16 protein-coding genes and 1 riboswitch are annotated in these 18,627 nt (G+C 74.6%); of the genes, 6 read left to right on the top strand and 10 right to left on the bottom strand.

Annotated elements, in window-relative coordinates; translation table 11 throughout:
• From CTKZ_RS08995 to CTKZ_RS08980, 4 genes are all read right to left on the bottom strand, one after another.
• The coding region (locus CTKZ_RS08995; RefSeq protein WP_148090476.1) for an ATP-binding cassette domain-containing protein at positions 1-561 on the bottom strand (561 nt) is incomplete at its 3' end.
• 17 nt (positions 562-578) lie between these two features.
• The gene (locus CTKZ_RS08990; RefSeq protein ID WP_124342635.1) at positions 579-902 is read right to left on the bottom strand and encodes an ATP-binding cassette domain-containing protein; all 324 of its coding nucleotides are present in this window, start codon (positions 900-902) and stop codon (positions 579-581) included.
• Positions 899-1,783 carry an ABC transporter permease gene (locus tag CTKZ_RS08985; protein ID WP_124342634.1) on the bottom strand — a complete coding sequence of 295 codons (885 nt, stop codon included), beginning with the start codon at positions 1,781-1,783 and terminating at the stop codon, positions 899-901. The genes CTKZ_RS08990 and CTKZ_RS08985 overlap by 4 nt, the downstream gene beginning before the upstream one ends.
• Positions 1,780-2,781 carry an ABC transporter permease gene (locus CTKZ_RS08980; protein ID WP_124342633.1) on the bottom strand — a complete coding sequence of 334 codons (1,002 nt, stop codon included), beginning with the start codon at positions 2,779-2,781 and terminating at the stop codon, positions 1,780-1,782. The genes CTKZ_RS08985 and CTKZ_RS08980 overlap by 4 nt, the downstream gene beginning before the upstream one ends.
• A gap of 641 nt (positions 2,782-3,422) precedes the next feature.
• A riboswitch (SAM riboswitch) is annotated at positions 3,423-3,534 on the top strand.
• A 75-nt stretch (positions 3,535-3,609) separates the two neighbouring features.
• Here CTKZ_RS08980 and CTKZ_RS08975 point away from each other — a divergent pair.
• From CTKZ_RS08975 to CTKZ_RS08960, 4 genes are all read left to right on the top strand, one after another.
• Positions 3,610-4,668 carry an ABC transporter permease gene (locus CTKZ_RS08975; RefSeq protein ID WP_124342632.1) on the top strand — a complete coding sequence of 353 codons (1,059 nt, stop codon included), beginning with the start codon at positions 3,610-3,612 and terminating at the stop codon, positions 4,666-4,668.
• Positions 4,665-5,657, top strand: a complete 993-nt coding sequence (locus CTKZ_RS08970; protein ID WP_124342631.1) for an ABC transporter permease — start codon at positions 4,665-4,667, stop codon at positions 5,655-5,657. The genes CTKZ_RS08975 and CTKZ_RS08970 overlap by 4 nt, the downstream gene beginning before the upstream one ends.
• Entirely contained in the window at positions 5,654-7,384 is a 1,731-nt protein-coding gene (locus CTKZ_RS08965) for a dipeptide ABC transporter ATP-binding protein (RefSeq protein WP_124342630.1), read from the top strand. Before CTKZ_RS08970 ends, CTKZ_RS08965 begins: the two co-directional genes overlap by 4 nt.
• A gap of 75 nt (positions 7,385-7,459) precedes the next feature.
• Positions 7,460-9,100 carry an ABC transporter substrate-binding protein gene (locus CTKZ_RS08960; RefSeq protein ID WP_124342629.1) on the top strand — a complete coding sequence of 547 codons (1,641 nt, stop codon included), beginning with the start codon at positions 7,460-7,462 and terminating at the stop codon, positions 9,098-9,100.
• Between the two features lie 109 nt (positions 9,101-9,209).
• On the opposite strand, the gene proB is transcribed toward CTKZ_RS08960, so the two are convergent.
• The 5 genes from proB to CTKZ_RS08935 all read right to left on the bottom strand — a co-directional run bounded on the left by proB (position 9,210) and on the right by CTKZ_RS08935 (position 13,651).
• Entirely contained in the window at positions 9,210-10,364 is a 1,155-nt protein-coding gene (gene proB / locus CTKZ_RS08955; RefSeq protein WP_124342628.1) for a glutamate 5-kinase, read from the bottom strand.
• Between the two features lie 240 nt (positions 10,365-10,604).
• A complete protein-coding gene (obgE, locus tag CTKZ_RS08950; protein ID WP_124342627.1) occupies positions 10,605-12,125 on the bottom strand; it encodes a GTPase ObgE in 1,521 nt (506 codons plus the stop codon).
• A 109-nt stretch (positions 12,126-12,234) separates the two neighbouring features.
• Positions 12,235-12,492: a 50S ribosomal protein L27 gene (gene rpmA / locus CTKZ_RS08945; protein WP_124342626.1), complete on the bottom strand. Its 258-nt coding sequence runs from the start codon at positions 12,490-12,492 to the stop codon at positions 12,235-12,237.
• 65 nt (positions 12,493-12,557) lie between these two features.
• Entirely contained in the window at positions 12,558-12,866 is a 309-nt protein-coding gene (gene rplU / locus CTKZ_RS08940; RefSeq protein ID WP_200829687.1) for a 50S ribosomal protein L21, read from the bottom strand.
• A gap of 218 nt (positions 12,867-13,084) precedes the next feature.
• Positions 13,085-13,651 (bottom strand): TetR/AcrR family transcriptional regulator C-terminal domain-containing protein, encoded by a 567-nt coding sequence (locus CTKZ_RS08935; protein ID WP_124342624.1) that lies wholly within the window; start codon positions 13,649-13,651, stop codon positions 13,085-13,087.
• Between the two features lie 95 nt (positions 13,652-13,746).
• Here CTKZ_RS08935 and CTKZ_RS08930 point away from each other — a divergent pair, with 95 nt between their 5' ends.
• Positions 13,747-14,391 carry an NAD(P)H-dependent oxidoreductase gene (locus CTKZ_RS08930; RefSeq protein ID WP_124342623.1) on the top strand — a complete coding sequence of 215 codons (645 nt, stop codon included), beginning with the start codon at positions 13,747-13,749 and terminating at the stop codon, positions 14,389-14,391.
• Between the two features lie 142 nt (positions 14,392-14,533).
• A complete protein-coding gene (locus CTKZ_RS08925; RefSeq protein WP_124342622.1) occupies positions 14,534-15,634 on the top strand; it encodes a YihY/virulence factor BrkB family protein in 1,101 nt (366 codons plus the stop codon).
• Between the two features lie 86 nt (positions 15,635-15,720).
• Here CTKZ_RS08925 and CTKZ_RS08920 read toward each other — a convergent pair.
• On the bottom strand, positions 15,721-18,627 hold a 2,907-nt coding region (locus tag CTKZ_RS08920; RefSeq protein ID WP_148090475.1), incomplete at its 5' end, for an Rne/Rng family ribonuclease.

Here is an 18,627-nt window from a genome sequence, read left to right as displayed (position 1 = left end):
GACCGCGCCCTGTGCCGGGCCGGCCGCGGCCCGCGCGGGCGACGTCGGGACCGCCGGCCGCGTGAGCCGGCTCGGCACCGCCGCGAGCAGCCGCTGCGTGTACGCGTGCTGCGGGTCGGCGAGCACGCGCGCGGTCGGCCCGGACTCGACGACCACCCCGTCGGACATCACGTGCACGTGCTCGGTGCGGTCGGCGACGACGCCGATGTCGTGGCTCACCAGGAGCACGCCGAGCCCGAGCCGCTCGCGCAGGTCGTCGACGAGGTCGAGCACCTGCGCCTGCACGGACACGTCGAGCGCGGTCGTCGGCTCGTCGGCGACGAGCAGACGGGGCGACCGGGCGAGCGCCGTCGCGATCACGACGCGCTGGTTGAGCCCGCCCGACAGCTCGTGCGGGAACGCGGCGAGCGTCTTGTCGACGTCGTCGATCCCGACGAGCCGGAGGAGCTCGGCGACCCGCGCGCGCCGCTCGTGGCGCGGCGTACCGGCGGGCAGCGCCTCGGCGAGCTGGGCGCGGATGCGCAGCCGCGGGTTGAGCGACGGTGTGGGGTTCTGGAACACCACGCCGACCTGGTCGCTCAGGTGGGCGCGGGCGTCACGCGGGGCAGCGCGAGCACGTCGCGTCCGCTCACGTCGACGGTGCCGCGCAGCACGTCGACGCCCCAGGGCAGCAGCCCGGCGACGGCGAGCGCGGTGAGCGTCTTGCCGGACCCCGACTCCCCCACGAGCCCGACGCTCTGGCCGGCGTGCACGGCGAGGTCGACGCCGCGGACCAGCGGCACGTCGTCCGGCCGGTGGCGACGGTCGGCGGGGAGGCCGACGACGAGGTCGCGCACCGCGAGCACGGGGTCGCCGACGGCGACGGGCGCGGTGGTGACGGCGGGTGCGAGGTCGAGGCTCATCGGGCGACTCCTTGTCCGGCGCGCCCGGTCCCGGTGCGCTCCGCGAGGGCGTCGCCGAGCAGCTGGAGGGCGACGATGGTGACGATCAGCGCGACGCCGGGGAACAGCGAGAGCCACGGGGCGGTCGCGAGGCGCGCCTGGCCGGCGGCGACCATCTGGCCCCAGTCGGCCTCGGGCGGCTGCACCCCGAGGCCGAGGAAGCCGAGGCTCGACTCGAGCAGCAGGACGGCGGACGCGCTGAGGGTGACGGCGACGAAGAACAGCGGCAGGACGCTCGGCAGCAGGTGCCGCCACGCGACGGCACCGCGACCGGCGCCGGCGACGCGCGCGGCCTCGACGAACGGCTGCCGGACGACGGCCCGGGCGTGACCGCGGATGACGCGGAAGGTCAGCACCCACGCCCCGAGGACCAGCACGGTGACGAGGGGGACGAACGCGTTGCCGACGAACGACAGGATGACGATCGCGAGCACGATGGTCGGCACCGCGAGCTGAACGTCCGCGAGGCGTGACGCGACCGCGTCGACCGCGCCGCCGAACAGCGCCCCGCCGACGGCGAGACCGAGCCCGAGCACCGCGGCGACGAGCGTCGCGACGGCTGTGACGGCGAGCGCGGTCCGACCGCCGAACACCGTCCGGGCCAGCAGGTCGCGGCCGAGCTCGTCAGTGCCGAAGGGGTGCGCGGCCGACGGCGGCTGCAGGATCGCGGTGAAGTCCTGCGCGAGCGGGTCGGTGACGAGCAGCGGCGCGGCGAGAGTCACGGCGACGACGAGCCCGAGCAGGGCGGCACCGACCCAGCCGGACGCCCCGAGCGTGCGGGACGCGCGGCGGGTGTCGTGGGTGGCCTGCTCCTCGACGAGGACGGTGGCGACGGCGGTCATGAGCGGAGCCTCGGTTCGACGACGGCGGCCAGGACGTCGACGAGCAGGTTCACGAGGACGAACCCGACGGCGATGACCAGGACGCACACGATGACGAGCGGGTAGTCGCGGTTCTGCACCGCGTTGACGGAGAGCTGGCCGATCCCGGGCCAGCCGAAGATCGACTCGGTGACCACGGCGCCGCCGAGCAGCACGCCGGCCTGGATGCCGACGACGTTGAGAGTCGTGCCGAGCGAGTTGCCGACGACGTGCCGGCGCACGAGCCGGCCGCGCGACAGGCCCTTGGCCCGGGCGGTCCGGACGTGGTCGGCCTGGAGCACGTCGACGAGCGCGGTCCGGAAGACGCGCGCCACGGCCGGCACGAACGCGACGCCGAGCGTGAGCCCCGGCAGCACGATCGCGGCGGGGCCGGTCGCCCCGGTCGCCGGCAGCCAGCCGAGCCAGACGGCGAGCACGAGTGTCGCGAGGATGCCGAAGAAGAACGTCGGGATGCCGTCGAGCGCGACCGCGACGCTCAGCGGCACGCGGCGCAGCCATGCCGAACGCGAGGTCGCGGACACGAAGCCGATGACGCCGCCGACGACGACCCCGATGGTCAGACCGACGAGCCCCAGCTCGATGCTCGCGGGGAGCCGGCCGAGGGCGATCGCGACGGGGTCGGAGCCGTACCGGATCGAGTCGGGGAAGTCGCCGCGCACGACCTGCCCGAGGAACGACACGTACTGCACGGGCACCGGGCGGTCGAACCCCATGAGCGCGGTCAGTCGCTCGACCTCGTCCGGGGGTGCGTCCGGCGGGACGAGCAGCAGCGCGGGGTTGCCCGTCGAGTAGAGCGCGAAGAAGACGAGCGTCGCGGCACCCCACACGGCGACGAGACCGGTGGCGACGCGGCCCGCGAGGTAGCGCGGGCTCACGGGTGGGCGCAGCGCGCGGACGCGGGTGAGCACGGTGGGGGTCACGGAGGGACCCGGTGGTGCGGCGAGGTCGACGGCGGCCATGGCGGCGGCTCCTGGGGCGGCGGGCGGTGGGCGGTGGACGACGCGCGCGCGGGCGCGCGGCGGTCGTGTGCGGGGACGAGCGGGGACGCGCCTCGCCGTCTCGGCGGGTGCGTGGGACGACGGCGGGCGTCGGCGGGTGGAGAGCGGGGCACGACGTCGCGTCGCAGGTCGCCTGGCGGCGGGTGCCGTCACCGGCGGGTGCCGTCAGCGGCGGGTGCCGTCAGCGGCGACAGGCGCGACAGACGCGCGGTGCCGGCGTCGGCGCGGTGGTCCAGCGGCTGGACGTCGTCATGGTGGGTCGCCTCCGTGGGCGGCGGGTGCCCCCAGGCGGGCGACGCCGGGGGCAGGTGCTCGGGTGCACCGCGGGGTGCCGCGTCGCCAGCCGAGCCTGACGGCGACGCGAGCCGCGAACGTAGGTGGCGGTCCCGGACGGGTCAACGGGTCCTGCCACGCGTCTCGCGATGCGGGATCGCGTTCCTCGAGCACCGGTGCGTGTGCGCCTGGCCGTCGGGCCGCCTCGGCCGGAGTCCCGCATGAACACGCCCCGAGGGCGAACCACTGCTCCCGGCCGAACGTCCGGATCGTGAGACGCGGGGGATCGACCATTGACCCCGGTGCGACCCCTTCCTACGTTTCCCGCCGGTCACGAGACCCGACGACAAGCCCTGGCTGGTCGGGCAGCAACCCTCCGGACGTGGCGGGGTGCTCCAGGTGATGACCCGGCACGGCACCCCCGTCGTGCAAGCACGGACGACCGACGCGCGCACCGTCCCGCGCACCGAAGGAGCACCCCATGACGCCCGCGCCGCACGCCCCGGCGGTGACGCCGTGACGCGGTACCTCGCCCGCCGGCTCGGCCTCGCCGTGCTCGTGCTGTGGGCGGCGTACACCGTGTCCTTCGTCGTGCTCTACGCGCTCCCCGGCGACCCCGTGTCGATCATGTACGGCGGCGACTCGACCGACGTGACCCCCGAGCAGCTCGACGCGCTGCGCGCCGAGTACGGGCTCGACCAGCCGCTGCCCGTGCAGTACCTGACGCAGCTGCTCGACGCGGTGCGCGGCGACCTCGGCACGTCCGTCGTGAGCAAGCAGCCGGTCACGACGCTCCTCGCCCAGGCGATCCCGCCCACCGCCGCGATCGCGGGGGCCGCGCTGCTGCTCGCGGTCGTCGGCGGCGGGACGCTCGCGGTCGTCGCGACCGCGACCCGCCACCGCGCGCTCGCGGGGTTCCTGCTGTCGCTGCCGCCGCTCGGCGTCGCGATCCCGTCGTTCTGGTTCGGCCTGACGCTCGTGCAGTGGTTCTCGTTCCAGCTGCCGATCTTCCCCGCGCTCGGCAACCAGGGGTTCGCGTCGATCGTGCTCCCGGCGGTCACGCTCGCGCTCCCGACGTCCGCGATCATCGCGCAGCTGCTGTCACGCAGCCTGCTGCACACCCTGCGCGAGCCGTACGTCGACACCGCACTCGCCAAGGGTGCGGGCCGGGTGCGCGTGCACCTGCGGCACGCGCTGCGCAACGCGGCCCTGCCCGCGCTCACCGCGACCGGCCTCGTCGTCGGCGGGCTGCTGTCCGGGGCCGTCGTCACCGAGACCGTGTTCTCCCGTGCCGGGCTCGGGCGCCTCACGGCGACGTCGGTGGCCGCGCAGGACATCCCCGTCGTCCAGGGCGTCGTCCTCGTCGCCGCGACGGTCTACGTGCTCACCAACCTGCTCGTCGACGTCGTCTACCCGCTGCTCGACCCGCGCATCGTCACGGGTGGGCGTGCGGCGGGCGTCACAGCCGAGCCCGACGACGCGGGCCGGCCGGCCGCCGACGAGCACGCCACGCGACCGCCGAGCACCGCGCCGGCGGAGCACGCCCACGCCGTCCCCGCCGGAGGTGCGCGGTGAGCACGATCGACAGCCTCACGGGCTCGAGCCCGTCGCGCCCCGACGGGTTCGTCCCCACCGCGCTCGACCCGGGCACGCGCGCCGACGACTTCACCGCGACGGCCGCCGACCGGTTCGCCGACGCCGTCCGCGAGCACGACGACGAGCTCACGCACCGCAACCCGTGGCGCTCCCGGCTCGAGGACCTGGTCCGTCGGCCCGGGCTCGTGCTCGCGCTGCTGTGGTCCGTGGCGGTGGTCGTGGCGGCGTTCGCGCCGTCGCTCCTCGCGCCGGGCGACCCGCTCGTCGGGGTGCCCGCGGACAAGCTGCAGCCGCCGTCGGCCGCGCACTGGTTCGGCACCGACCAGCTCGGTCGCGACCTGTACACGCGGGTCGTGCACGGCACGCCGCTGACCCTGCGGGCGGCTCTCGTCGCGGTGCTCGTCGGGCTCGTCGTGGGCGCGCTGGTCGGACTGGCCGCGGGGTTCGTCGGCGGTCTCGTCGACGACGTCGCGATGCGGGTCGTCGACGTCCTCCTCTCCATCCCGGCGCTGCTGCTGTCCCTCGCGCTCATCACGGTGCTCGGCTTCGGTTCGGTCAACGTCGCGATCGCCGTCGGCATCGCGAACGTCGCGGCGGTCTCGCGCATCATGCGGTCCGAGGTGCTGCGCGTGCGGACCTCCGGCTTCGTCGAGGCGTCGCAGGCGGGCGGCAGCCGCTGGTGGACCGTGCTGTTCGGGCACGTCCTGCCCAACTCCGTCGGACCCGTCGTCGTGCTGGCCGCCCTCGAGCTGGGCGGTGCGGTCCTCGCGGTCTCGTCCCTGTCGTTCCTCGGCTACGGCGAACCGCCGCCCGCACCCGAGTGGGGGGCGCTCGTCGCGGGCGGACGCGACTTCCTGCGCACCTCGTGGTGGCTGACGACGCTCCCCGGCCTCGTCATCGTCGCGACCGTGCTCGCCGCGGGACGCCTCTCCCGCGCGCTCGACGGCGACCCCGGGAGGGCCCGATGACCGCCACGACCCCCGTTTCGCGTGCCGCGGACGTGCCTGCTGCCGAGCGCCTGCTCACGGTCCGCGACCTCGCGGTCTCCTACCGCACCCGGCGCGGCGACGTGCACGCCGTGCGCGACGTCTCGCTGCACGTCGACGCGGGCGAGACCGTCGCCGTCGTCGGCGAGTCCGGCTCGGGCAAGTCGACGACCGCCGCGGCTGTCGTCCGCCTGCTCGCGCCCGCCGCACGCATCACGTCGGGCACGATCGACCTGCTCGGCCACGACCTCGCGACCGCGTCGCCGCGCGTGCTGCGCACCGTCCGCGGCGCGCTCGTCGGGCTCGTCCCGCAGGACCCGACCGTGTCGCTCAACCCCGTCACGCGGGTCGGCGACCAGGTCGCCGAGGCGCTCGTCGTGCACGGGCTGGCCGACCGCCGCGGAGCCGCCCGCCAGGCCGTCGAGGCGCTGCGCCGCACGGGCCTGCCCGAGCCCGAGCTGCGCGCCCGGCAGTACCCGCACGAGCTCTCGGGCGGCATGCGGCAGCGCGTGCTCATCGCGATCGCGCTCGTCGCCCAGCCGCGCCTGCTCGTCGCCGACGAGCCGACGAGCGCGCTCGACGTCACCGTCCAGCGCCGGATCCTCGACCACCTCGACGAGCTGACCGCGGCGACCGGCACCGGCGTCCTGCTCATCACGCACGACCTCGGCGTCGCCGCCGACCGGGCCGACCGCATCGTCGTGATGTCGCGCGGCCGCGTCGTCGAGACGGGCACGCCCGACGAGGTCCTCGGGTCGCCGCGCGAGGCGTACACGCGCGCGCTCCTCGCAGCGGCGCCGTCGCTGCGGGGAGCGCGCCGTGCGACGCCCGTCCCGTCGTCGCCCGCCCCTGGGGCACGCGCCACGACGACCGGCACGCCTCCCCGCACGCCCGGCCCGCCCGCGCTCGAGGTGCGCGGCCTGGTCAAGGACTTCCCGCTGCCCCGGACCAGCGGCGCGGGCACCGGCGTCCTGCGAGCCGTCGCCGACGTGTCCTTCGCGGTCCCGCGCGGTCGCACGCTCGCGCTCGTCGGCGAGTCGGGGTCCGGCAAGTCGACGACCGCCCGGCTCGCGCTGCGGCTCACCGAGCCGACGGCCGGCACGGTCCAGGTCGACGGCACCGACGTGACGCGTGCCCGCGGCACGCAGCTCCGTGCGCTGCGACGCCGGCTCCAGGTCGTGCAGCAGAACCCCTACGCGTCGCTCGACCCCCGCTGGACCGTCGAGCGGATCGTCACCGAGCCGCTGCGCGCGTTCCGGGTGGGCGACCGCCGGGAACGTGCCGCGCGCGCCGCCGAGCTGCTCGACCTCGTCGCACTCCCCGCCTCGGCGCTGCAGCGCCGCCCCGCCGAGCTGTCCGGCGGCCAGCGCCAGCGCGTCGCGATCGCTCGGGCGCTGTCCGTGCGGCCCGACATCGTCGTGCTCGACGAGCCGGTCTCCGCGCTCGACGTGTCGGTCCAGGCGCAGATCCTCGACCTGCTCGCCGACCTCCAGCGCGACCTGGCCGTCTCCTACCTGTTCATCTCGCACGACCTCGCGGTCGTGCGGCAGGTCGCGCACGACGTCGTCGTGCTGCGGCACGGGCGGGTCGTCGAGCAGGGCGACGTCGAGAAGGTGTTCGCGCGCCCCTCCCACCCGTACACGACCGAGCTGCTCGAGGCGATCCCCGGCACGTCCGTGCGGGCCGAGCTCCGAGGAGGTGAGCGATGACCGCCTGTTGTCCCGGCCGTCGCCGCCCCCGGCGCTGAGCGCGCCACCGCCCCCGCCCCATCCTGGAGAGACCCCATGTCGCAGTCCCCGTCCCCTGCTCGCACGCACGTCCTGCGCGTCGCAGCCTCCGCCCTCGCGCTCGGCCTCGCGCTGGCCGCGTGCAGCTCCGGCTCCCCCGAGGGCACTGAGCCGTCCGCATCCGGGTCGAGCGGTCCCGTCGACGGCGGCGACCTCGTGTTCGCGATCGGCAACGACCCGATCTCGCTCAACCCGTCCGGCACCGGCTCGGGCAACGACACGCTCTACGTGACGCGCCAGCTCGTCGACTCGCTGCTGTGGCAGGACCCGGCGGACGGCTCGCTCGAGCCGTGGCTCGCGACCGGGTGGTCGTCGAACGACGACGCCACCGAGCACACCTTCACGCTCCGCGACGACGTGACGTTCTCCGACGGCACGCCCCTCACCGCGGAGTCGGTCAAGGCGACGTTCGACGACATCGTCGCCGCGGGTGCCAAGAGCAGCGCGGCGCCGTCGTTCGTCGGCTACACGGGCACGACGGTCGTCGACGAGCACACCGTGACGGTCGCGTTCGGCACCCCGAACGCCGCGTTCCCGCAGGCCGTGAGCACGGTCGCGCTCGGTGTCGTGGCCGCGTCGACGATCGCCGTGCCGTTCGACGACCGCGCGGACGGCGCGGCCGTCGTCGGCACCGGACCGTTCGTGCTCGACCACTACACGAAGGACACCGAGACGGTCCTCGAGGCCCGCGACGACTACGCGTGGGCACCTGAGGCCCGCACCGACGCCGGTGCCCCGCACGTGGACTCCGTGACGTTCCAGGTCGCACCCGAGGCGAGCGTCCGCACGGGCTCGCTCACGTCGGGCCAGGTCCAGGTCATCGGCGGCGTCCAGCCGACCGACATCGCGACTCTCGAGCAGTCGGGCTTCCCGCTCGTCCACCGCGCCAACCCCGGCATCACGTTCGGCCTCACGTTCAACGGCGCGTCCACGCTGGGCAGCGACCCGGCCGTCCGGGAGGCGATCGGCCTCGCGATCGACCCGACCGAGGTGCGCGACACCGCGCTCACGGACGGGTTCGCCGTCGCCACCAGCGTGCTCGCGAGCACCACGCCGGGTGTCGCCGACGTGAGCGAGCACCTCGACTCCGACCCCGCGAAGGCCGCCGAGGTGCTCGAGGACGCGGGCTGGGAGAAGGGTGCCGACGGCATCTACGCGAAGGACGGCGTGCGCCTCGCGCCGACGCTCGTCTGGATCACGAACTTCTCGCCGAACCAGACGTCCGTCGAGCTGCTCCAGGCCGAGCTCAAGGCGGTCGGCATCGACGTCACCCTGTGGTCGGGCGCCGTCCCGGACTTCCAGGCGAAGCTCAAGTCCGGCGAGTTCGACCTCGTGTGGGGCAACCTGTCCCGCGCCGACGGCGACGTGCTGCGCACGCAGTACTCGACCGCGGCGACGAACTACTACCGGATCGACGACCCCGAGCTCGAGGGCCTGCTGCAGGAGCAGCTGGCGACCAGCGACCCGGCGGCGCGTGACGCGGTCCTCGCGGAGGCCCAGGAACGCCTCGTCTCGCAGCACTGGGTCCTGCCCGTGCACGAGCTGACGACGTACCTCGGCCTGTCGCCCGACGTGCACGGCGTCGAGCTCGGCGCGGACTCGCGGCTCGACCAGCTGACGACCGCCTGGCTCGACTGACCGGGCGACCGACCGCACGAGGGGCGGGAGCGGCCACGACGGCGCTCCCGCCCCGCGCGTCGTCACGAAAGGGCGTCGCGCGGGCGGTGCGCGGTGGTGCGCGGCGCGCTCAGCGCTCGGCCGCCACCCGCCGACGCCTGACCAGGACCAGGTCGTCGCGGTGCACGAGCTCGCGGTCGTAGCCCGGACCGAGGTCGTCCCGCAGGTCCGACGTCGTGCGGCCCAGCAGGTCGGGCACCTCGTCCGACGCGTACGCGACGAGCCCGCGCGCGACGACGGTCCCGTCGGGCCCGACGATCTCGACGGGGTCGCCCGCGTCGAACGTCCCCTCGACACCCGTGACGCCCGCGGGCAGGAGCGACGTCCGCCGTTCGACGACCGCCCGCACGGCGCCCTCGTCGAGCACGAGCCGCCCGCGCGTCCGCGCCGCGTGCGCGAGCCACAGCAACCGGATCGACGACCGCCGGCCCGTCGCGGCGAACCACGTCCCGACGTCGTCGCCCGTGAGCGCGGCACGCGCCTGGCCCGCCGACGTCAGCACCACCGGGATGCCCGACTGCGTCGCGATCGCGACCGACTCGAGCTTCGTCACCATGCCGCCCGTGCCCACGGCACTGCCGCGTGACGACACGTCGACGCCGTCCAGGTCCCGCGGTCCGGCGACGTGCGTGAGCCGACGCGACCCCGGCCGCGACGGCGGTCCCGTGTACAGCGCGTCGACGTCCGTGAGCAGCACGAGCGCGTCCGCGTGCACCAGGTGCGACACGAGCGCCGCGAGCCGGTCGTTGTCGCCGAACCGGATCTCGTCCGTCGCGACCGCGTCGTTCTCGTTGATGATCGGCACCACGCCGAGGTCGAGGAGCCGGGTCAGCGACCGGTGCGCGTTGCGGTAGTGCCCGCGCCGCACCGTGTCCTCCGCGGTCAGCAGCACCTGCCCGACACGGAGCCCGTGGTCCGCGAACGCCTTCGTGTAGTGCGCGACGAGCAGACCCTGCCCGACCGACGCGGCGGCCTGCTGCGTCGCGAGGTCCCGGGGCCGCGCCGACAGCCCGAGCGGACCGATGGCCGCCGCGATGGCCCCCGACGACACGAGCACGACCTGCCCGCCGGCGTTCCGCCGCTCGGCCAGCACGTCGACGAGCGCACGCAGCCGCTCGGGGTCGAGGCGCCCGTCCGGGCTCGTGAGCGACGACGACCCCACCTTGACGACCACCCGCGCGGCGGCGGGCAGCTGCTGGCGGTCGTGCAGGGGTGCGGCGCTCACGTCGGCATTCTGCCCCGGCGACCCCGCATCGCCGCGGACGCATCCGCGCGCCGGACGCCGCCCGCACCGTGGTGGGCGCGAACCCGCCCCGCGGGTCACGCGTCGTCCCGCGTCCGGGTCCGTCCGGACGCCGTGCTCGCGCTCGGCGTCAGTCCGCCTCCGGGTCGGTCCGGACGCCGTGCTCGCGCTCGGCGTCAGTCCGCGTCCGGGTCGGTCCGGACGCCGTGCTCGCGCTCGGCGTCAGTCCGCGTCCGGGTCCGTCCAGACGCCGTGCTCGCGCTCGGACCACAGCTCGTCCCGGGCCGCGGTCTTGGCGTCCATGCGCTCGCGGTACTCCTGCCGCTTCTCGCCACGGGTCGGGCGCGACCGGTCCTCGAGGCGGACGTCGGATCCGCGCGGGCCACCGAGCAGCTCGGCGCCCGTCATGAGCGTGGGCTCCCAGTCGAACACGACCGCGTTGGTGTCCGGACCGATCCGCACCTCGTCCCCCGCGACCGCGCCGGCCGAGTACAGCGCGTCCTCGACGCCGAGCCGCGCGAGCCGGTCGGCGAGGTAGCCGACGGCCTCGTCGTTGGAGAAGTCGGTCTGCCGGACCCAGCGCTCGGGCTTCTCGCCGCGCACGGCGAACCAGACGGCGCCGCCGCCCTCGCGTCGCGTGACGGTGAACCCGGAGTCGTCGACGGCCTTGGGCCGGAGCACCACGCGCGTGGCCTCGGGCACCGGAGCCTCGCGACGGGCCCGCTCGACGCGCTCGGCGAGCGCGAACGTGAGCGGGCGCAGGCCCTCGTGGCTGGCCGTCGAGATCTCGAACACGGGCAGGCCGCGCGCCTCGAGCTCGGGCTTGACCATGTCGGCGAGGTCGCGCGCCTCGGGCACGTCGATCTTGTTGAGCACGACGATGCGCGGGCGCTCGGCCAGCGGGACGCGCCCACCCTCGATCCCGAGGTCACCGGCGTAGGCCGCGAGCTCGGACTCGATGACGTCGAGGTCGGAGATCGGGTCACGGTCGGGCTCGAGCGTCGCGCAGTCGAGCACGTGCACGATCACCGCGCAGCGTTCGATATGGCGGAGGAACTCCAGCCCGAGCCCACGCCCCTGCGACGCGCCCGGGATGAGCCCCGGGACGTCGGCGACGGTGTAGCGGGACGACCCGGCCTGCACGACGCCGAGGTTCGGCACGAGCGTGGTGAACGGGTAGTCGGCGATCTTGGGCCGCGCGGCGGAGATCGCCGCGACCAGGCTCGACTTGCCCGCCGACGGGTACCCGACGAGCGCGACGTCGGCGATGGTCTTGAGCTCGAGGACGACGTCGAGCGCGTCACCCGGCTCGCCGAGCAGCGCGAAGCCCGGCGCCTTGCGCCGCTGCGACGCGAGGGCGGCGTTGCCCAGCCCGCCACGGCCGCCGGCCGCGACGACGAAGCGCGCACCGAGGCCGACGAGGTCCGCGAGGACCTCGCCGTCGGTGCCCTTGACGACGGTGCCGTCGGGCACGCCGAGCACGAGGTCCTGCCCGGTCGAGCCGGACCGGTGGTCGCCCATGCCCTGCGTGCCGGACGGCGCGTGCCGGTGCGGCAGGTGGTGGAACTCGAGCAGCGTCGTGACCTGGGGGTCGACCTCCAGGATCACCGAGCCGCCGTTGCCGCCGTTGCCCCCGTCGGGGCCGGCGAGCGGCTTGAACTTCTCACGGTGGATGGACGCACACCCGTGCCCACCGTCACCGCCGGTCGCGTGCAGCACGACCCGGTCGACGAACGTCGCCACGGCTGTCCTCCTGTCCGGCCCCGGCCCTCACCGGAGCGCTCTCGTGATCGTCACACGACGAAGGGGCGCACCGCACCGGTGCGCCCCTTCGTCGACTGCTGAGCGGTCGTCAGGCCTCGACGGCCACGATGTCGATGACCTTGCGGCCACGACGCGTGCCGAACGTGACGGCACCCGCGGCCAGCGCGAAGAGCGTGTCGTCGCCGCCACGGCCCACGTTGTTGCCGGGGTGGAAGTGCGTGCCGCGCTGGCGGACGATGATCTCGCCGGCCTTGACGACCTGACCGCCGAAGCGCTTGACGCCGAGGCGCTGCGCGTTGGAGTCGCGACCGTTGCGCGAGGAGCTCGCGCCCTTCTTGTGTGCCATGACGAACCTGCTCTCTAGCTGCTGCGAAAGTCGGGGGCCGCGGCGTCAGTGCGCCGCGGGGAAGCTCACTTGATGCCGGTGACCTTGATGCGGGTCAGCTGCTGGCGGTGACCCTGGCGCTTGCGGTAACCGGTCTTGTTCTTGTACTTGAGGATGTCGATCTTGGGACCCTTCTCGTCCCGCACGACCTCCGCCGTCACCTTCACCTTGGCCAGCGCCGCGGCGTCGGTGGTGACCTTCTCGCCGTCCACGAGGAGCAGAGCCGTCAGCTCGACGGTGGAGCCGGCCTGCGCGGCGAGGCGGTCGACGACGACGACGTCGCCCACGGCGACCTTCTCCTGGCGGCCGCCAGCCTTCACGATCGCGTACACCACGTTGCTGCTCATCTCTGCTCGTCGAACTGCTCGGTCAAAAGTCTGCCGGTGCCTGCCTGCGCCCGCGCACGTCCCGCAGCGTCCGGGGGCCCGGTCCGAGGGGAGTCGCGTCGACGCCGTTGCGGCGGCACACATGACCAGCGCGCACACGACGCGCCGACGTTCTAGGGTACGGACCGTGTGAGCCAGGGTCAAACCGCGGCGGGGGGCGACGCTGGTCACACCGCCGGGGCTGCGAGCCGCGACTCCAACCCGCGCACGACGAGGTCCACCCCGAACGCGAAGCGCGCGTCGGCGGCGTCGTCGCCGTCGGGCCGGCCCTGCTCCTCGACCACGAACCCGACGACGAACGCCAGCAGCGTCGACCACGCGCGGGTCGCGTCCTGCTCGCCGAACCCGGCGTCGACGAGGATCGACATCGGCAGCTCGACCCAGCCGCGCAGGCGCTCGTCGGTGACGTACGTGCCGCTGAAGACACGGGCTCCGTCGCGACGACCGAGGAGCGCGGCCCGGAAGCGGTCGGCGGAGACGCGCACGCAGTCCTGCCACGGCTCGCCGACGAGGTCGCGCATCTCCGGCCCGGCGGCGTCGATGAGGTCGCGCAGCATGGTCGTGGCCATCTCGTCGAGCAGCGCCGCCTTGCTGGGCACGTGCCAGTAGAGAGCCGCCACCTGGACACCGAGGTCCCCCGCGAGGCGGCGCAGGGTGAGGCCGTCGAGACCGACCTCGTCGAGGAGGTCGAGCGCGCGCCGGACGATCCGGTCGCGGTCGAGTCGCTGGACCAACGCACCTCCGCTGCCGTCCGCCCTGCCGCGGGACCGCCCCGCGCTGCACCACCTTGACAACTGAACGTCGTTCAACGCAACCTGAACATCGTTCAGTGAACAACGTTCAGGAGGTCTTCATGCGCACGACGGTCGTCGTCAACCACCCCTACGAGGGGAGCTTCTGCCACGCGCTCGCCCACGCCGCCGAGCGGGGTGCACGGCGGGCGGGCCACGAGGCCGAGGTCCTCGACCTCGACGCCCTCGGCTTCGACCCGGTCATGCGCCGCACCGACCTCGCCGCGTGGCGCGAGCACCGCACCGTCGACCCGCTGGTGCTCGACCTGCAGGCCCGCATCGACGCGACCGACCACCTCGTGCTCGTGCACCCCGTGTGGTGGGAGACCGCGCCGGCCGTGATGAAGGGGTTCTACGACAAGGTGCTCGTGCCCGGCTGGGCGTACGACGACGGCATCCTCGGGCTCCCGCGCGCGCGGTTCGGACGACTGCGCCGCGTCACCGTCGCCACGACCATGACCACGCCAGGCCCCGCCTACCGCTGGCTGTTCGGCAACACCGTCCAGAAGGCGTCGGTGCGCGGCGTCTGGCAGAAGATGGGCGTCCCCGCGCGCTGGCTCAGCCATCCGCGCGTGGCCGACGTCTCCCCCGCGCGTCGCGACCGGTGGTTGGTGCGCATCGAGGACCGGGTCGCCGGGGTGCGCCCGGAGCGGCGCGACGACCTCGCGGTCACCGCCTCCTGAGCACCGCGGTGACCGGTGCGCGCGATCGACGTGCAGGGCGTCCGCGTCCGGATGCGGCGGCAGGTGCGCCGACCTAGCCTCGCCAGGTCGGACCAGTCGGGCGAGAGGCGTCCCGCAGCCGCCGCGTCCCCCAGGAGGCGTCGTGTCCCAGGACCCGTCCCGCAGCCGCAGCACCACCGAGGCCGCACCTGAACCCGAAGACCCGCGCAAGCCCGACTCCGTCGGCGACATCCACAAGCCGTCGTGGAAGTACGTCGCGCGCAAGACGTTCCGCGAGTTCCTGGCCGACGAGTGCACGGACCAGGCCGCGGCGCTCACCTACTACGCGGTGCTGGCGATCGCGCCCGCGCTGCTGGCCGTCGTGTCGGTGCTCGGCCTCGTCGGCGACCCCGAGCAGACGCTCAACCGTGTCATGGACCTCGTGGGCGACCTCGGCGCGCCCGACCAGGCCGCCGAGACGGTGCAGCCGATCGTCGAGGCCGCGACGTCCAACACCAAGGCAGGGCTGGCTCTGATCCTCGGCGTGCTGCTCGCGCTGTGGTCCGCCTCGGGCTACGTCGCGGCGTTCGGGCGCGGCATGAACCGCGTGTACGAGGTCGAGGAGGGCCGGCCGATCTGGAAGCTGCGCCCGGTGATCCTCCTCATCACGCTCGTGCTCGTCGTGATCGCCGTGCTGATCGTCGCCGCGATGGTCCTGTCCGGACCGGTCGCGCGGACCATCGGCGACGCGGTCGGGCTCAGCGACACCGCCGTGACCGTCTGGAACGTGCTCAAGTGGCCCGTCGTGGTCGCGCTCGTCGTCATCGCGATCGCGCTGCTCTACCACGGCACGCCCAACGTGCGACAGCCGAAGTTCCGCTGGATCAGCGTCGGCGCGACCGTCGCGCTGATCGTGTGGGTCGTCGCGTCCGTCGCGTTCGGCTTCTACGTCACGACCTTCGCGTCCTACGACGCGACGTACGGCTCGCTCGCGGGCGTCGTCGTGTTCCTGCTGTGGCTGTGGATCAGCAACCTCGCGCTGCTGTTCGGCGCCGAGCTCGACGCCGAGCTCGAACGGGGCCGCGAGCTGCAGGGCGGCATCGAGGCCGAGGAGACGATCCAGCTCCCCGCGCGCGACACCAAGGCGAGCGACAAGAAGGCCGCGAAGGCCGCCGAGGACGTCCGCCGGGGCCGCGAGCTGCGCGAGCGCGCGAGCCGTGGCCGGGAGGACGACGACGCACGCGACGGCCGCACCCGGCGCTGACGGCGCAGCCGCAGCGACGACGACGCCCGCACCGGAGGTCGGTGCGGGCGTCGTCGTGAGCGGTGCCGGTGGTCCGGCGCCGGCGATCAGTCCTGCGTCGTCTCCGCGGGCTCCTCGTCGTCGCCGGCGTCCTCGAAGAGGTCGGGCGACACGGGGGTGAGCTCGAGCGGCTCGTCGGCGGCCTCGGCCTCCGGGGCCGCGGTCTCGTCGACCTCGGCGGTGCTCGGCGCACCCGCCGGGGCGACCCCGCTCGCGGCCAGCGCCGCGAGGACGTCGAGCACCGGCTGGTCGGCCGGGCCGCCCGTGGTGCCCGGCGCGGCCTCCGCCGCGGCGAGCTCCTCGACGGCGTCCTCGACGACCACGACGCTCTCGCGCACCTCGACCGTCTCGTCGACGACCACCGCGACGCCGTCACCGGCCACCGCGTCGTCGACGACCGGCGCGTCCGCGTGGTGCCCCTCGGCGTGACCGTCGGCCTCGTGGTGGTGCTCGTGCGCGTGCGCAGCGGCAGCCGCGATCGTCGCGAGCGTCGCCTTCACGGCCTCGCGTGCCTCGGGCAGCACCGGCACGCCGGGGTGCGGCGTCACGGGGGCGGGCTCCTTGGCACCGCGCTTGCGGCGCGACCGCTTCGACTCGCCGGCCTCGACGGGCGCGGCGGCCTGCTGGGCGCCGGCGTCCGGGCGGCCGTTCTTCTCGACCGGCTCCTCGTGGACGATGAAGCCGCGGCCGTGGCAGTGCTCGCACGTCTCGGAGAAGGCCTCGACGAGGCCCTGGCCGACCCGCTTGCGGGTCATCTGGACGAGGCCCAGCGACGTCACCTCGGCGACCTGGTGCTTCGTGCGGTCGCGACCCAGGCACTCGACGAGCCGGCGCAGCACGAGGTCACGGTTGGACTCGAGGACCATGTCGATGAAGTCGATGACGATGATGCCGCCGATGTCCCGCAGCCGGAGCTGGCGGACGATCTCCTCCGCCGCTTCCAGGTTGTTGCGCGTCACGGTCTCCTCGAGCGTGCCGCCCGAGCCCGTGAACTTGCCGGTGTTGACGTCGACGACCGTCATCGCCTCGGTGCGGTCGATGACGAGCGAGCCGCCCGACGGCAGCCAGACCTTGCGGTCCATGCCCTTCGCGAGCTGCTCGTCGACCCGGTGCACGGTGAAGACGTCCTGCGTGCCGGTCCACTTGGAGACCTTCTGCGCCAGGTCAGGCGCGAGCTCGTCGATGTACGACGAGATCGTCGACCACGCGTCGTCGCCCTGGACGACCAGCGACGAGAAGTCGTCGTTGAAGATGTCGCGGACCACGCGGATCGCCATGTCTGGCTCGCCCTGGAGCAGTGCGGGGGCCGACGCGGTCTTCGCCTTCTTCTCGATGGCCTCCCACTGCCCCTGCAGGCGGGCGACGTCGGCGCGCAGCTCCTCCTCCGAGGCACCCTCGGCCGCGGTGCGCACGATGACGCCCGCCGAGTCCGGGACGACCTCGCGCAGGATCTTCTTGAGGCGGTTGCGCTCGGTGTCGGGCAGCTTGCGGCTGATCCCGGTCATGCCGCCGCCGGGGACGAACACGAGGTAGCGGCCCGCGAGCGTGACCTGCGACGTCAGACGTGCACCCTTGTGGCCGATCGGGTCCTTGGTGACCTGGACGAGCACCGAGTCGCCGGACTTCAACGCCTGCTCGATACGGCGCGGCTGCCCCTCGAGACCCGCGGCGTCCCAGTTGACCTCACCCGCGTACAGCACGGCGTTGCGGCCCTTGCCGACGTCGACGAACGCGGCCTCCATGCTCGGCAGCACGTTCTGCACGCGGCCGAGGTACACGTTGCCGACCATCGACGTCTGCGCCTGGTTCGACACGTAGTGCTCGACGAGCACGCCGTCCTCGAGCACCGCGATCTGCGTGCGGTTCGCACGCTCGCGCACGACCATGGTCCGCTCGACCGACTCACGACGGGCCAGGAACTCGGCCTCGGTGATGATCTGCCGGCGCCGGCCCGCGTCGCGGCCCTCACGACGACGCTGGCGCTTCGCCTCCAGGCGCGTCGACCCGCGCAGCGCGGTGACCTCGTCGCTCGCGGAGCGGCGCGACGGACGCTCGGGCTCGCCCGCGTCGCCGCGGCCGCCCCGCCGACGGCGGCGACGCCGACGGCTCGACCCGCCCTGGTCACCCTCGGCGTCCGTGTCGTCCGCGTCGGCGTCCTGCGACTCGGCGTCCTCGTCCTCGGCGTCGGCGTCGGCGTCGGCCGGGGCGTCCTGGTCCTGCTCGCCCGCGTCGCCGCGGTTGCGGCGCCCGCGACCGCCGCGACGGCGGCGACGGCGCTGGCCGGCCCCCTCGCCCTGGTCGTCGCCCTGCTCGTCGGTGGCCTCGTCGGTCTGGTCGTCGACGGCCTGGTCGTCCGCGTGGTCCTCGACGTCGCCCGCGTCGGACGGCACGACGGTGTCGCCCTCCTCCTCGAGGGCCTCGGCCACCTCGACGGGTGTCGGCGCGGCACCACGGCCGCGGCGACCCCGGCGGCGGGACGGGCGCTCGGCCCGCTCGCTCTCCGCGGCCTCGACCGTCACGGCGTCGGTCGTCACGGTCTCGGCGTCGATGCTCTCCGGCGACGCGTCGACGGCGGCTGCGACCTCGGCCGCCTCCGCAGCCTCACGCTCGGCGCGGCGCGCGGCCTCGGAGATCTCCTCCGGGGAGCCGGCGCTGGCCTGCGCGCGGCGGCGGCGCGGACGTGCGGCGGCCGGGTCGGGCGCCTGGAACAGCAGCGCGGTCGTCGCGAGCCGAGGGCTCGTGGGGGCCTGCGGCTCGGCCGGACGGACGTCGGCGAGCGCCGCGAGCACGTCGAGCGCCGGTGCGGCAGCGGTGTCCTGCGCGGTCTCGCCACCCTCGGCGGTCGCGGCGTCGGCGCCCTCGGCGGTCTCGTCGACCTCGTCCTCGGCGTCGGTCGCCTCGTCCGCGACGGGCGGCGCGACCTCGGCGGCCGGCTCGGGGGCGGCGGTCGGGCG

Origin of the sequence: Cellulomonas algicola (assembly GCF_003851725.1) — a bacterium.
GTDB classification, from domain to species: domain Bacteria; phylum Actinomycetota; class Actinomycetes; order Actinomycetales; family Cellulomonadaceae; genus Cellulomonas; species Cellulomonas algicola.
This window is presented reverse-complemented; position numbering and strand designations above follow the sequence as displayed.

Bases quoted from the DNA above. Each gene is read 5' to 3' on its own strand.
- CTKZ_RS08985 (WP_124342634.1), bottom strand. From the start codon at position 1,783: ATGACCGCCGTCGCCACCGTCCTCGTCGAGGAGCAGGCCACCCACGAC.
- CTKZ_RS08960 (WP_124342629.1), top strand. From the start codon at position 7,460: ATGTCGCAGTCCCCGTCCCCTGCTCGCACGCACGTCCTGCGCGTCGCA.
- rpmA (WP_124342626.1), bottom strand. From the start codon at position 12,492: ATGGCACACAAGAAGGGCGCGAGCTCCTCGCGCAACGGTCGCGACTCC.
- CTKZ_RS08965 (WP_124342630.1), top strand. From the start codon at position 5,654: ATGACCGCCACGACCCCCGTTTCGCGTGCCGCGGACGTGCCTGCTGCC.
- CTKZ_RS08980 (WP_124342633.1), bottom strand. From the start codon at position 2,781: ATGGCCGCCGTCGACCTCGCCGCACCACCGGGTCCCTCCGTGACCCCC.
- CTKZ_RS08990 (WP_124342635.1), bottom strand. From the start codon at position 902: ATGAGCCTCGACCTCGCACCCGCCGTCACCACCGCGCCCGTCGCCGTC.